General features: G+C 73.1%; 12 protein-coding genes. 2 read left to right on the top strand and 10 right to left on the bottom strand.

Features of this window, described 5'->3' with window-relative positions:
• Positions 1-100: 100 nt before the first annotated feature.
• The 3 genes from ACFXPL_RS29160 to ACFXPL_RS29150 form a co-directional block, all read right to left on the bottom strand.
• Positions 101-409, bottom strand: a complete 309-nt coding sequence (locus ACFXPL_RS29160; protein WP_384925173.1) for an AzlD domain-containing protein — start codon at positions 407-409, stop codon at positions 101-103.
• Positions 406-1,242, bottom strand: coding sequence for an AzlC family ABC transporter permease (locus ACFXPL_RS29155; protein ID WP_384925171.1), 837 nt, complete (start codon positions 1,240-1,242; stop codon positions 406-408). The genes ACFXPL_RS29160 and ACFXPL_RS29155 overlap by 4 nt, the downstream gene beginning before the upstream one ends.
• Before the next feature lie 87 nt (positions 1,243-1,329).
• Positions 1,330-2,163 carry an AraC family transcriptional regulator gene (locus ACFXPL_RS29150; RefSeq protein WP_384925169.1) on the bottom strand — a complete coding sequence of 278 codons (834 nt, stop codon included), beginning with the start codon at positions 2,161-2,163 and terminating at the stop codon, positions 1,330-1,332.
• Between the two features lie 144 nt (positions 2,164-2,307).
• Between ACFXPL_RS29150 and ACFXPL_RS29145 the strand changes: the two genes are divergently transcribed.
• Both ACFXPL_RS29145 and ACFXPL_RS29140 read left to right on the top strand, forming a co-directional pair.
• Positions 2,308-6,927 (top strand): ATP-dependent helicase, encoded by a 4,620-nt coding sequence (locus ACFXPL_RS29145; protein WP_384925167.1) that lies wholly within the window; start codon positions 2,308-2,310, stop codon positions 6,925-6,927.
• Between the two features lie 172 nt (positions 6,928-7,099).
• Positions 7,100-7,858, top strand: a complete 759-nt coding sequence (locus ACFXPL_RS29140) for an Fpg/Nei family DNA glycosylase (RefSeq protein WP_384925165.1) — start codon at positions 7,100-7,102, stop codon at positions 7,856-7,858.
• A gap of 174 nt (positions 7,859-8,032) precedes the next feature.
• On the opposite strand, the gene ACFXPL_RS29135 is transcribed toward ACFXPL_RS29140, so the two are convergent.
• The 7 genes from ACFXPL_RS29135 to ACFXPL_RS29105 all read right to left on the bottom strand — a co-directional run bounded on the left by ACFXPL_RS29135 (position 8,033) and on the right by ACFXPL_RS29105 (position 13,077).
• Complete coding sequence (locus ACFXPL_RS29135; RefSeq protein WP_384925163.1) at positions 8,033-8,260, bottom strand: hypothetical protein; 228 nt, start codon at positions 8,258-8,260, stop codon at positions 8,033-8,035.
• A gap of 110 nt (positions 8,261-8,370) precedes the next feature.
• Positions 8,371-8,841: a Dps family protein gene (locus ACFXPL_RS29130; RefSeq protein WP_384925161.1), complete on the bottom strand. Its 471-nt coding sequence runs from the start codon at positions 8,839-8,841 to the stop codon at positions 8,371-8,373.
• 228 nt (positions 8,842-9,069) lie between these two features.
• Complete coding sequence (locus tag ACFXPL_RS29125) at positions 9,070-9,453, bottom strand: helix-turn-helix domain-containing protein (RefSeq protein ID WP_382893630.1); 384 nt, start codon at positions 9,451-9,453, stop codon at positions 9,070-9,072.
• Positions 9,454-9,562: 109 nt separating this feature from the next.
• Positions 9,563-10,096, bottom strand: a complete 534-nt coding sequence (locus ACFXPL_RS29120; RefSeq protein ID WP_384925159.1) for a CinA family protein — start codon at positions 10,094-10,096, stop codon at positions 9,563-9,565.
• Positions 10,093-10,761 carry a CDP-diacylglycerol--glycerol-3-phosphate 3-phosphatidyltransferase gene (gene pgsA / locus ACFXPL_RS29115; protein WP_384925157.1) on the bottom strand — a complete coding sequence of 223 codons (669 nt, stop codon included), beginning with the start codon at positions 10,759-10,761 and terminating at the stop codon, positions 10,093-10,095. The genes ACFXPL_RS29120 and pgsA overlap by 4 nt, the downstream gene beginning before the upstream one ends.
• On the bottom strand, positions 10,758-12,275 hold the full coding sequence (gene rimO / locus ACFXPL_RS29110) for a 30S ribosomal protein S12 methylthiotransferase RimO (protein ID WP_384925155.1): 1,518 nt from the start codon (positions 12,273-12,275) through the stop codon (positions 10,758-10,760). The genes pgsA and rimO overlap by 4 nt, the downstream gene beginning before the upstream one ends.
• Positions 12,276-12,324: 49 nt before the next feature.
• On the bottom strand, positions 12,325-13,077 hold the full coding sequence (locus tag ACFXPL_RS29105) for a helix-turn-helix domain-containing protein (RefSeq protein WP_384925216.1): 753 nt from the start codon (positions 13,075-13,077) through the stop codon (positions 12,325-12,327).
• Positions 13,078-13,347: the final 270 nt, after the last annotated feature.

The following is a 13,347-nucleotide window of genomic DNA, read 5'->3' as shown; positions in this document are numbered from 1 at the left end:
ACCGACTTCTGCCGGGCCACGGTCGAAGGGCTGGACGAGACGCATCCCGTGTCCGCCGGAGACACGGCCCCACACCACCCCCGGGGGCCCGCCGGACCGGTCAGCCGGACACCGCCCGTACCGCCGCGGTGACGGCCACCGCGGCCCCGACGACCACCAGGAACGGGGCGCGCAGCACCAGCGCGAGGGCCGCCGCGGCGACTCCCGCGCCCCGGGCGTCCAGGACGAGCGCGCCGTTCGCGCTGAAGGTCTGCTGCGCGGTCAGCGCGGCGAGCAGGGCGACGGGCAGCAGGGCGGACAGCCGCTGGACGAGCGGGCGCTCCAGCACTCCTGCGGGCACGAGGAGTCCCAGCAGCTTGAGGAGGTAGCAGCCGACGGCGGTCGCGCCGATCGCGATCCAGACGGTCATCGGTCCGTTCCTTTCGTGCGGCCGGAGCCCTCCGGCGGGCCGGAGGAGAGCGTGCGGCGGGCGCCGAGCCCGCGGCCCTTGAGCCAGAGCACGGCGGGTGCGGCAAGCGCGGCGACGAGCACCGGGACCCCGCCGGGCAGCACCGGCAGCAGCCCGAGCCCCAGGACGACGGCGAGGCCCGCGACGGCCCGCTCGGTGGTGGTACGGAGCATCGGCGCGAGCAGGGCGAGGAAGACGGCGGGTCCCGCGGCGTCGAGCCCCCACGCGGCGGTGTCGCCCAGGGCCTCCGCGCCCAGCGCCCCGGCCAGGGTGGTCAGGTTCCACAGCGCGTAGAGCGTGAGCCCGGTGACCGTGAAGCCGATCCTGGCGGCGCGCCGGGTCGGCTGGGCGAGGGAGACGGCGGCCGTCTCGTCGATCACCCACTGCGCGGCGAACGGGCGCACGGGGCCCGGCAGCCGCAGCAACTGGGAGAGCCTGAGGCCGTAGAAGGCATTGCGCACGCCCAGGAAGAACGCGCCCGCCGCGGCGGTGAGGGGGTTCCCGCCGGCCGCGAGCGCGCCGACGAGCGCGAACTGCGAGGCGCCGGTGAAGACCAGCAGGCTGAGCGCGCAGATCTGTGCCACGGTGAGCCCCGCGCCCGCCGCGGTGACGCCGAAGGCGAAGCCCGAGAGCCCGACGGCGATACCGACGCCGAGGGCGTCGCGCACCACGGCGGAGTCGGGTTTGGGTGCGGAGGCGGGACGGGGGCCGGGGTCCGGGGTGTTTCCCCCGGGGTCGTCCGCCGCTATGCCGGCCGGTATGTCCGCGGAAGCGGACGCTGTCTGTTCTGCCACGTCGCGGACGCTACGCGGCGCGGGACCCCCAGGTCTTGTACATTCTTGCGCCCCGCGGCCCTGCCCTGCCGTCCCGTAGCCCCGGTGTCAGCGGGGGTGCCGCCCGGCCCGCTCCTTGCGGTACGCGCCGGGTGGCACGCCGACGATCCGGCTGAAGTGCCGGTTGAGGTGGGGCTGATCGGTGAACCCGACGGCCAACGCAGCCTCCGCGGGCCCCGTGCCGGCGTCCAGGAGGCTGCGTGCCCTGCGTACCCGCGCGTCGGTGAGCCAGGTGTGCGGCGGCAGCCCGTAGACGCTCCTGAAGGCCCGCAGCAGGGCGAAGGGACTGGTACCCAGCTCCGCGGCGAGCCGGTCCAGGGACGGCGGGTCCGTCATCCGCTCCTCCAGTACGGCGCGCGCCCGCGCCGCGATCCGCGCCCCGGCGCCCCGTACGGTGCGCTGCGGAAGCGGGCCGCCGTTCAGCCGGAGCAGCCGGGTCACCACGACCCGCAGCAAGGTGTCGGCGGCGAGTGCGTTGCCCTCGTCGGCGGCGCGCAGCACCTGGTGGACGAGACCTGCCGCGTACTGGTCGTCGATCACGGGCGCCACGAAACCGGGGGTGCCGCGGATCGTGGTGGTCTCCTCCGCGATGGCGGCGACGACGCCCGGCGACGGATAGACGGCCCCGTACTGCCATCCCTCCGGGCCCTGGGCATGCCCGGTGTGCGGGGTCTCGGGGTTGACCAGCGCGAGCGAGCCGGGGCCCGCGTACCGGTCGCAGCCCCCATGGTGGAAGACCTCCACCCCGTCGGTGATCGCGGCGATGACGAAAGTCTCGTGCGTGTGCCGCAGAAACGTCTTGTCGATGTAGCGCGCCCGCAGCAGGTCGACGTCGGGCAGCTCAGGGTAGCGCCAGTGCCGTGCCTGCTCCCGGGTCCCCATGGCCCCATTCTGCGCCGCCCGCGCTCCGTACCGCGCGCACGGCCCCCGGCGCCGACGACGGCGGCAGAACGGACGACGGCCACGGCTCGGGGCCGTTTCCCCAGGTCCGGGCGATTGTCAGTGGGCAGGTGCACGATGGGGGACATGGCACGTACCGCACTCGACTCCTTCTCCCCCGCGACCCGCGGCTGGTTCACGGGGGCCTTCTCCGCGCCCACCGCGGCGCAGGAGGGCGCCTGGCGCGCCATCCAGGAGGGGTCGGACGTGCTGGTGGTGGCGCCGACGGGCTCCGGCAAGACGCTGGCCGCCTTCCTCGCAGCGCTGGACCAGCTCGCCTCGGCGCCGCCGCCCGCCGAGGCGAAGAAGCGGTGCCGGGTGCTGTACGTCTCCCCGCTGAAGGCGCTCGCGGTCGACGTGGAGCGCAATCTGCGCAGCCCACTCACGGGCATCCGGCAGGAGTCCGTACGGCACGGACTCCCCGAGCCGCAGGTGCGGGTCGGTATCCGGTCGGGCGACACCCCGCCCGCCGACCGCCGGTCGATGGCGACGAGGCCGCCGGACATCCTGATCACCACGCCCGAGTCGCTGTTCCTGATGCTCACGTCCTCCGGGCGGGACGCACTCGCGGGCGTCGAGACGGTGATCCTGGACGAGGTGCACGCCGTGGCCGGAACGAAGCGCGGGGCGCATCTCGCCCTCTCCCTGGAGCGGCTCGACGAGCTGCTGCCGCGCCCGGCCCGCCGCATCGGCCTGTCCGCGACGGTACGGCCGGTGGAGGAAGTGGCCCGCTATCTCTCGCCGCAGCGCCGGGTGGAGATCGTCCAGCCGCCCTCCGGCAAGGAGTTCGACCTCTCCGTCGTCGTCCCGGTCGAGGACCTGGGCGAGCTGGGCGGCTCACCCGCGTCGGAGACGGACAGCAAGGAGAAGCCGTCGATCTGGCCACATGTGGAGGAGCGGATCGCCGATCTCGTCCAGGCCCACCGCTCCACGATCGTGTTCGCCAACTCCCGCCGCCTGGCCGAGCGGCTGTGCAACCGGCTCAACGAGATCGCGTACGAACGCGCGACGGGACAGACGATGCCCGAGGAGCACGCACCGGCCGAGGTGATGGCCCAGTCGGGCGCGGCCAAGGGCGCCCCTCCCCTGCTGGCCCGCGCGCATCACGGCTCGGTCTCCAAGGAGCAGCGCTCCCAGGTCGAGGAGGACCTCAAGGCGGGCCGGCTGCCCGCCGTCGTGGCCACCTCCAGTCTGGAGCTGGGCATCGACATGGGCGCCGTGGACCTGGTCGTCCAGGTCGAGTCGCCGCCCTCGGTCGCCTCCGGTCTCCAGCGCGTGGGCCGGGCCGGCCATCAGGTCGGCGCGGTCTCCACGGGCGTCGTCTTCCCGAAGTACCGCGGCGATCTGGTGCAGGCCGCAGTGGTCACGGAACGGATGCGCGGCGGGTCCATCGAGGCGCTGCGCGTGCCCGCCAATCCGCTGGACGTGCTGGCCCAGCAGCTTGTCGCCATGGTCGCGCTGGACACCCGGCAGGTGGACGACCTGCTCGCCGTGGTCCGCCGGGCCGCGCCGTTCGCCTCCCTGCCCGACTCGGCGTTCCACGGCGTGCTGGACATGCTCGCCGGGCGCTACCCCTCCGACGCCTTCGCGGAGCTGCGGCCACGGGTGGTGTGGGACCGCGTCGCGGGTACGGTCACGGGCCGCCCGGGTGCCCAGCGCCTCGCCGTCACCTCCGGCGGCACGATCCCCGACCGCGGCCTCTTCGGCGTCTTCCTCGCCGGATCCGACCCCAAGAAGGGCGGCGGCCGGGTCGGTGAGCTGGACGAGGAGATGGTGTACGAGTCCCGGGTGGGTGATGTCTTCACCCTGGGGACGACATCCTGGCGGATCGAGGACATCACCCGTGACCGGGTCCTGGTCACCCCCGCCCCGGGCGCCCCGGGGCGCCTGCCGTTCTGGAAGGGCGACCAGCTCGGCCGCCCGCTGGAGCTGGGCCGCGCGGTCGGCGCGTTCCTGCGCGAGGTCGGCTCCCTCCCGGAGGAGGACGCGCGGCTGCGCCTGATGGCTGCGGGTCTGGACGACTGGGCGGCCGGCAATCTGCTGTCGTACCTGGACGAGCAGCGCCGCGCGTGCGGGCACGTCCCCGACGACCGGACGATTTTGGTCGAGCGGTTCCGTGACGAGCTGGGCGACTGGCGCGTGGTGATCCACTCCCCGTTCGGCGCCCAGGTGCACGCCCCGTGGGCGCTCGCGCTGGGAGCCCGGCTCTCCGAGCGGTACGGCATGGACGCGCAGGTCATGCACGCCGACGACGGCATCGTGCTGCGGCTGCCCGACGCCGACCTGATGGGCCTGGATCTCCTCGACGAGGAGCCGGACCGGCTCAGCACCGCCTTCGACGGCGAGCAGGCCCCGCTGGGCGCCGCGGACGTCGTCTTCGACACGGGCGAGATCCGCGGGATCGTCACCGAACAGGTCGGCGGCTCCGCCCTGTTCGCCTCCCGGTTCCGGGAGTGCGCCGCGCGGGCGCTGCTGCTGCCGCGCCGCAGCCCCGGCAAGCGCACCCCCCTGTGGCAGCAGCGCCAGCGCGCCGCCCAGCTTCTCCAGGTGGCGAGCGAGTTCGGCTCGTTCCCCATCGTGCTGGAGGCGGTGCGGGAGTGCCTCCAGGACGTCTTCGACGTCCCCGGCCTCACCGAGCTGATGGGCGACATCGAAGCCCGCCGGGTCCGGCTCGTCGAGGTCACCACCCCCGAACCTTCGCCGTTCGCCCGGTCGCTGCTCTTCGGCTACGTCGCGCAGTTCCTGTACGAGGGCGACTCGCCGCTCGCCGAGCGGCGGGCCGCCGCCCTGTCGCTGGACTCCCGGCTGCTCGCCGAGCTGCTGGGCCAGGCGGAGCTGCGGGAGCTGCTCGATCCCGAGGTCCTCACCGAACTGGAGCGGGAGCTCCAGTGGCTGACGGAGGACCGGCGCCTGAAGGACGTCGAGGGCGTCGCCGACCTGCTGCGGATCCTCGGTCCGCTCACCGACGGCGAGCTGGCCGAGCGCGGCGCGCCGGTGGCGTGGGCGGAGGAGCTGGCCACGGCCCGCCGCGCCGTCAGGGTCCGTATCGCCGGGGCGGACCACTGGGCGGCGATCGAGGACGCCGGCCGGCTGCGGGACGCCCTGGGCACAGCGCTGCCGGTCGGTGTCCCCGAGGCGTTCACCGAACCGGTCAAGGACCCGCTGGGCGATCTGCTCGCCCGCCATGCCCGTACGCACGGGCCGTTCACCTCGTCCTCGGCGGCCGAGCGCTTCGGTCTCGGGACGGCGGTCACGGACGGCGCGCTCCAGCGTCTCGCCGCGAGCGCCCGGGTCGTCCAGGGCGAGTTCCATCCGTCCGGCATCGGTCAGGAGTGGTGCGACGCCACGGTCCTCCGCAGGCTGCGCCGCCGCTCCCTGGCCGCGCTGCGCCAGGAGCTGGAGCCGGTCGCGCCCGCCGCGCTCGCCACGTTCCTCCCCCACTGGCAGCATCTGAGCGGCGACAACCTGCGCGGTATCGACGGGCTCGCCCGCGCCGTCGAGCAGTTGCAGGGCGCCCCCGTCCCGGCGTCCGCCCTGGAGAAGCTGATCCTGCCGTCCCGGATCGCCGGCTACACCCCGGCGCTCCTGGACGAACTGACCACCACCGGCGAGATCCTGTGGGCCGGGGCCGGCGCCCTGCCCGGCAAGGACGGCTGGGTCTCGCTCTATCTCGCCGACGCCGCGCCGCTGCTGCTCCCTGCCCCGCACCCGCTGGAGCAGACCGCTCTGCACGCCTCGGTGCTGACCACGCTCTCCGGCGGCTACGGCCTGTTCTTCCGGCAGATCGCCGACCAGGTCCGCGCCACCACCCACCCCGAGGCGACCGACCCTCAACTCGCGGACGCCGTCTGGGACCTGGCCTGGTCGGGGCGGCTCACCAACGACACGCTGGCCCCGCTGCGCTCGCTGCTCGGCTCCGGCCGTACGGCGGGCGCCACGGCTCACCGCGCGCGCCGCCCGGTGCCCCGCGGCCGGTACGGCACCCTCACGGCCGCGGCCAGACCCGCGTCCCGCACGGGCCCGCCGACCGTGAGCGGGCGCTGGTCGCTCCTGCCCGAGCCTGAGCCCGACCCCACCCACCGCGCGCACGCCCTGGCCCGCACGCTCCTCGACCGCCATGGTGTGGTGACCCGGGGCGCGGTCGCGGCGGAGGGCGTGGCGGGCGGTTTCTCCGCCACGTACCGCGTGCTGTCGGCCTTCGAGGACAGCGGTCAGGCCCGTCGCGGCTATGTCGTGGAGGGGCTGGGCGCCGCCCAGTTCGCGATGGACGGGGCGGTCGACCGGCTGCGGGCCGCGGCGGCGGCCCGCGACCGCGCCCCCGAGCAGTCCGTGCCCCGTGCCGTGGTGCTCGCCGCGGCCGATCCCGCCAACGCCTACGGGGCGGCGCTGCCCTGGCCGGAGCCGCCGGACGGCGCGGGCCACAAACCAGGACGCAAGGCCGGCTCCCTGGTCGTCCTGGTCGACGGTGAGCTGACTCTCTACATGGAGCGCGGCGGTAAGACCCTGCTGGCCTGGGCCGCGGATCCGGAGGCCCCCGCGCTGACGGCCGCCGCCGGGGCGCTGGCGGACGCGGCCCGCGCGGGCGCGCTCGGCACCGTCACGGTCGAGCGGGCCAACGGCACACCGGCCCTGACGTCGCCGCTGGGCCGGGCCCTGGAGTCGGCGGGCTTCCACGCCACCCCCAGGGGCCTGCGCCTGCGCGCCTGACCGTAGGGGCGTCGGCGCTCCAGGGCAGCGGCTACTCGGCGAACGCCGCCAGCCTGGGCTGCTCGGCGAACGCCGCCGGCCTGGGCTGCTCGGCGGACCCCCGCCCATCCTCCGAGCAGCCCAGGTCCCGGTCGCCAAGCCCGTCCCCGCCCGGTCGCGCATCATGGGAGACATGCCCGAAGGAGACACCGTCCGGCAGACCGCCCAGCGCCTGCACACAGCCCTCGCCGGGCACCTGCTGACCCGCTCCGACCTGCGGGTCCCCCGGTACGCGACGGCCGATCTCACCGGCAGGACCGTCCTCGACGTCACTCCGCGCGGTAAGCACCTGCTCACCCGGATCGAGGGTGGACTCACCCTCCACTCGCATCTGCGTATGGACGGCGCGTGGAAGGTCTACTCCCCGGGCGAGCGCTGGCGCGGTGGCCCGGCGCATCAGATACGGGCGATCCTCGGCACGGCCGAGCACACCGCCGTCGGCTACCGGCTGCCCGTCCTGGAACTCCTCCGTACCGGCGACGAGGAGCGTGTGGTCGGCCATCTCGGCCCCGATCTGCTCGGGCCCGACTGGGACCCCGCCGCCGCCCTGCGGCGTCTGCTCGCGGATCCCGGCCGCCCCGTGGGGGAAGCGCTGCTCGACCAGCGCAATCTCGCCGGGGTCGGCAACATCTTCAAGTCCGAGACCTGTTTCCTCGTTCGCGCGACCCCGTGGCTGCCGGTCGGCGAACTCCCCTCACCGGAGCGTCTGGTGACGGCGGCGAAGAAGCTGCTCGAAGCCAACCGGGAGCGCCCCGGCCACCGCCGGGAGCTGTACGTCTACGGCCGCGCCCACCGGCCCTGTCCCCGCTGTGGCACCCCGATCCGTACGGCCGACCAGGACGGCCGCCCCGTCTACTGGTGCCCCCGCTGCCAGTCGGGCCCCACCCCGTGACCGCCCCGCCCCGTGACCGCTGCCAGTCGGGCCCCACCCCGTGACCGCCCCGCCCCGTGACCGCTGCCAGTCGGGCCCTGCCTCGTGACCGCCCGCCGGCCCACCCCTTGACGCTCCGTCGGGCTCCGCCCCGACATCGGGTCCCGCCTCGACGACCTCACCCTCACGCCCGGCCTACCCCCTCCGTGCCGGCCTGCCTCCCGCGCCCGGTTTCCCCCGTGACGCGGCGGCGTGCACCGGCAGCAGGCTCAGCCCCCAGCCGCCCGCCGCCACCGTGCCCTCCACGACACCGCTGTGCTCCGGCACCAGCACGAGACGCAGCACGGCCCACCACCACACTCCGCCGGAGACGAGGGCAAAGACGAAGGCCCAGGCGGGCGGAAGGATCCATCTCCCCACCATGGCTGCCTCCTCCGGTCGGCGCCCGTCTCGACGCCGACCGACGCTAGACCCGCACGATCACCGGCCGGGAGGGCGCATCGGGCGCACACCCACGGCGTGCGCCGCGCGCGCTACGCGCTCTCCGCCTGGAACATCCACGCGTGCTTCTCAAGATCGGCCGTGACCTGGATCAGGATGTCCTGCGTCACCGGATCCGGTTTGTCCGTCGCCTGGACCCGTTCACGCATCCGCGTGACCACCGCGCCGAGCGCGTCCACGAGGGTTCGCACGGCGTCCCCGTCCTTGATCCAGCCATTGGGGACCGGGCCGATCGCGCTGGTCCCCGCCACCGTCGCGGCCCGCCCGTCGGGGGTCACGCCGATCGCGGAGGCCCGCTCGGCGACCGTGTCCGAATGCTGCCGCGCCGTGGTCACGACTTCGTCGAGCTGGAGATGGACGGAGCGGAAGCGCGGCCCGACGATGTTCCAGTGCACCTGCTTCGCCACGAGCGAGAGATCCACCAGATCCACAAGCGCGCCCTGCAGCGCCTCACCGACCAGCTTCAGGTCCTCCTCGGACAGGGAACTCTTCACGACAGACATACGGGCCCTCCTGTGTTCCGTCGACTCCACCGACTTCAGCGGCCCGACCGGCCTCACCGGCCGCGTCCGGCTCCGTGTCCACCATGACACAGGAGGGACGAAACAGGCATTTGGGCATAAGAGGTCATGCTCGGCCGGAGCCGAGGCCCCATCCCGCACGGGACATGCCGAGGCCCCGGCCGGTATCACTACCGACCGGGGCCCGGTCACAGCCTCACACCCGTGTCATCAGGCGGCGACGACGTCCGCCACCTCCGCGGGTGCCTTGATCGTCACCCGCTCCGTCGGCACTCCGGCCACCGACGTCACAGAGACGGAATTGAGCATGGGTCGTACTGCCGCGGGCACCGGCTCGTTCGCCGCCGCCGACGCAGCCAGCTCCGCCAACGACAGTTCGTCGCTCACTTCGCGCATGAGCTCGGACATCCGTACGTCAAGCGCGTCGCAGATCGCGGAGAGCAGTTCGGAGGAAGCCTCCTTCTGCCCCCGCTCAACCTCGGAAAGATAGCCGAGCGAGACTCGGGCGGACGAGGAGACTTCGCGCAGAGTACGGCCCTGGCGCTGGCGCTGCCGACGCAGCACGTCACCCAGCAGGCGACGGAGCAGAATCATCGGTGGCTCCCTCCTCGGACCGCGTAGCCGCATCCTTCACGCCCCACCGTACCGCCTTGCGCGGCGGCCGTGCGGGGAGCGATGTCGTGTTCACTCAGGGCTGTAAACATCAAATCCCCCCGTTCTCTTCCGTATCCTGTGTCCGCCCGTTCCCGGAGAGTTCGCCGAGGAGCAGTCCCAGTACGCTCCGTACACTCTCTTTACGGATGTCCGCCCGGTCGCCGTTCAACCGCAGCGCGGCCACTTTCCCCGCGCCTCCCGGCCCCGCCACCGCCACGTACACCGTTCCGACCGGCCGGCCGTCCTGCGGATCGGGGCCGGCCACCCCCGTGGTCGCGACGCCCCAGTCGGCGCCCAGCGCACGCCGTACCCCGGCCGCCATCTGACGCGCGACCTCGGGGTCCACGGCACCCCTCTCGTCGAGCAGGGCCTCGTCCACGCCCAGGACGTCCCGCTTGAGATCCGTCGCATAGGCCGTCACAGCCCCGCGGAAGGCCCGGGAGGCCCCGGGGACCGCGGTCAGCTCCGCGGCCACGAGACCGCCGGTCAGGGACTCCGCCACGGCCAGCGTCGCGTCGCGGCCGGCCAGCACGTCAAGCACCCGCGCGGCACGGGCCCCCGCCCCGGTCGCCGCCCCGCTCACCGAGCGGACTCCTCCTCGGCGCGCTCCGCCGCCAGACCCTGGCGGCGCAGGACGACCGCCTGCCGCACGTAGTCGAGCCCCGTGAGCACCGTCAGGACGACCGCCGCCGCCATCACCCAGAACCGCAGCGTGGCCAGCGGCCCGGTCAGCGCGAGGACGTACATCCCCACGGCCACCCCCTGCGTGAGCGTCTTCAGCTTGCCGCCGCGGCTGGCCGGGATCACCCCGTGTCTGATCACCCAGAACCGCATCAGCGTGATCCCCAGCTCACGGAAGAGGATGACGCCCGTCACCCACCACGGCAGGTCCCCGAGCGCGGAGAGACAGAGCAGCGCGGCGCCCATGATCGCCTTGTCCGCGATCGGGTCGGCGATCTTGCCGAAGTCGGTGACCAGGTTGTACGTACGGGCCAAGTGACCGTCGAAGATGTCCGTGATCATCGCGACGGCGAAAGCGGCCCACGCCCAGGCGCGCCAGACGGGGTCGTATCCGCCGTCCTGGAGCAGCAGGTACACGAAGCAGGGCACGAGGACGAGTCGCACCATGGTGAGGATGTTGGCGATGTTCCACAGACTGGCCTGATTGACCACCACCGCCGCCAGCTTGGCGCCGGGCGCCGGCTTCGCGCCGGTACCGCCCGCCGCGGACGCCGGGACTCCGGTCATCTGGCCGCCTCCTCACCCGGGGTTCGGGAGTCGTCCCCCGGAAGCTCGTAGCACTCGGCGACCAGGTCCACGCCTTCGGTCCCGACCACCTTCGCCTCGACCATACGGCCGGGGCGCAGTCCCTCGCGCGAGGTGAAGATCACCTGGCCGTCCGTCTCCGGCGCCTGGTGGGCCGCGCGGCCGACGGCCGGCTCGTCGCCGTCGCCCGCCGCGTCGACCGACTCGACGAGCACCTGAAGGCTCTCACCGAGCCGCTCCTCGGCCCGCTGTGCGGTCAGCTCCTCGGCCAGCCGGGAGAGGTGCGCCAGCCGCTCGGCGACGATGTCCGCGTCCAGCTTGTCGCCGTACGTGGCGGCCTCGGTGCCGTCCTCGTCCGAGTAGCCGAAGACACCGATGGCGTCGAGACGCGCGCCGGTGAGGAAGCGTTCCAGCTCCGCGAAGTCCGCCTCGCTCTCACCGGGGAAGCCCACGATGAAGTTGGAGCGCACCCCGGCCTGCGGCGCCTTGCCCCGGATGGTCTCCAGCAGCTCCAGGAAGCGGTCGGTGTCCCCGAAGCGCCGCATCGCGCGCAGCACGCCGGGAGCGGAGTGCTGGAAGGACAGGTCGAAGTACGGGGCGACCTTGGGCGTCGAGGTCAGGACGTCGATCAGCCCAGGTCGCATCTCGGCGGGCTGGAGGTAACTGACCCGCACCCGCTCGATGCCGTCGACGGCCGCCAGCTCCGGCAGCAGGGTCTCCAGCAGCCGGATGTCGCCGAGGTCCTTGCCGTACGACGTGTTGTTCTCGGAGACCAGCATGACCTCCTTGACACCCTGCTCGGCCAGCCAGCGCGTCTCGCCGAGCACGTCGGAGGGGCGGCGCGAGATGAAGGAGCCGCGGAACGACGGGATGGCGCAGAAGGAGCAGCGGCGGTCGCAGCCGGACGCGAGCTTGACGGAGGCGACGGGGCTGGTGTCGAGGCGTCTGCGCAGGGGCGCCCGTGGCCCGGAGGCCGGCGCGACCCCCTCGGGCAGGTCCTCGGGGGCCGGTGCGATCTCGTCCCCGCCCTGTGAGTGGCCGGGGAGCGCGACCTCGGCGCCCTGCCGCTCCACGGGGCTGAGCGGCAGCAGCTTGCGGCGGTCGCGGGGGGTGTGGGAGGCGTGGATGCCGCCGTTGAGGATGGTCTGGAGGCGGTCCGAGATGTCGGCGTAGTCGTCGAAGCCGAGGACTCCGTCCGCCTCGGGCAGGGCTTCGGCGAGTTCCTTGCCGTACCGCTCGGCCATGCAGCCGACGGCGACGACGGCCTGGGTTCTGCCCTGATCCTTCAGATCATTGGCTTCCAGCAGGGCGTCGACGGAGTCCTTCTTGGCGGCCTCGACGAATCCACAGGTGTTGACGACGGCGACATCCGCCCCTGAGGCGTCCTGGACGAGCTCCCAGCCATCCGCTGCCAAGCGGCCTGCGAGCTCTTCCGAGTCCACCTCGTTACGGGCGCAGCCAAGAGTGACAAGGGCGACGGTACGGCGTTCGGGCATGGGCTCAAGACTACTTTGTCCCGGCCCCGCCCCTGCCGTGCAGGGTTGGTCAGCCGACCTCGGGGTCACCCTGCGTGTAAGAGAGCCGCTCCACCTGGCCGGGCTCGAACTCGTCCGCGACCTTCTTACCGTTCACGAACAGCTCGATCGCACCGGCGTTGCCGAGGATCAGATCGATCTGCTCGTCATCCTGAAAAGTCTTCGAATCACCCTTGAGAAGGATTCCGTCGAAAAGCAGTTTGCCGTTGTGCGCCTTGGCGGAGATCCAGCTCTTGTCGTCTATGGCCGACAGCTTCACCGTCACCTTGTCGCGGGGCGCGGCGGCGATGGCGCTCTCCGAGGGTTCCGGCTTGGGATTGGTCTTCTTGCTGGGACTGGGCTTGGTGCCGGGCGTCGGGCCCTCGGCGACGTCGTTGCTCTTCGTGCTCTTGCCGGTGCCGTCGAGCGCCGTGAAGCCGACGAATCCGACCACCGCGACGATCGCGGCGACCATGGCGGCGGTCCAGTTGGGGCGGCGGCGCTCCGGGCGGATCCGCTCCGCCTCGAACATCGGCGCCGCGGGCGTGGGCGCGGGGCGCCCGCCGCGCTCGGCGTCGAACTGTTCCACGAGGGGCTCGGGGTCCACTCCGACCGCGCGCGCGAGCATCCGGATGTGGCCGCGGGCGTACACGTCGCCGCCGCAGCGCGAGAAGTCGTCCTCCTCGATCGCGTGCACGATGGGCACGCGCACCCGGGTGGAGCCGCTCAGCTCGTCGACCGTGCGGTGCGCGGCGATGCGGGCCTGCTGGAGTGTCCGGCCGATCGAAGGCCGTTGTTCCTCAGGGGAGTTGCCGTCGGGAGCACCGGGATCGGGGGCGCGGTCCTCGGGAGTGTTGGCGTCGGGGGACTTGCCGTCGGAAGAGTTGCCGATGGACACGGGGGCGCCTTTCGAGCGTGTAGCCACCTGCTGGACACTCAGTCTAGGGGTGGTACGAAAGGGTGGGGCAACCGGGCGGATGCACTTTGTACGCCATCAGAAGGGCCGGACGGCGCGTGAGAGGAACATCATGCCCTTCCCCTCCCCAACTTGACG

It is taken from the genome of Streptomyces sp. NPDC059092 (assembly GCF_042756365.1).
GTDB lineage: Bacteria > Actinomycetota > Actinomycetes > Streptomycetales > Streptomycetaceae > Streptomyces.
This window is presented reverse-complemented; position numbering and strand designations above follow the sequence as displayed.

Excerpts from the sequence above, each read along its gene's own strand:
- ACFXPL_RS29160 (WP_384925173.1), bottom strand. The coding sequence starts at position 409 with ATGACCGTCTGGATCGCGATCGGCGCGACCGCCGTCGGCTGCTACCTC.
- ACFXPL_RS29150 (WP_384925169.1), bottom strand. The coding sequence starts at position 2,163 with ATGGGGACCCGGGAGCAGGCACGGCACTGGCGCTACCCTGAGCTGCCC.
- ACFXPL_RS29145 (WP_384925167.1), top strand. The coding sequence starts at position 2,308 with ATGGCACGTACCGCACTCGACTCCTTCTCCCCCGCGACCCGCGGCTGG.
- ACFXPL_RS29140 (WP_384925165.1), top strand. The coding sequence starts at position 7,100 with ATGCCCGAAGGAGACACCGTCCGGCAGACCGCCCAGCGCCTGCACACA.
- ACFXPL_RS29135 (WP_384925163.1), bottom strand. The coding sequence starts at position 8,260 with ATGGTGGGGAGATGGATCCTTCCGCCCGCCTGGGCCTTCGTCTTTGCC.
- ACFXPL_RS29130 (WP_384925161.1), bottom strand. The coding sequence starts at position 8,841 with ATGTCTGTCGTGAAGAGTTCCCTGTCCGAGGAGGACCTGAAGCTGGTC.
- ACFXPL_RS29125 (WP_382893630.1), bottom strand. The coding sequence starts at position 9,453 with ATGATTCTGCTCCGTCGCCTGCTGGGTGACGTGCTGCGTCGGCAGCGC.
- pgsA (WP_384925157.1), bottom strand. The coding sequence starts at position 10,761 with ATGACCGGAGTCCCGGCGTCCGCGGCGGGCGGTACCGGCGCGAAGCCG.
- rimO (WP_384925155.1), bottom strand. The coding sequence starts at position 12,275 with ATGCCCGAACGCCGTACCGTCGCCCTTGTCACTCTTGGCTGCGCCCGT.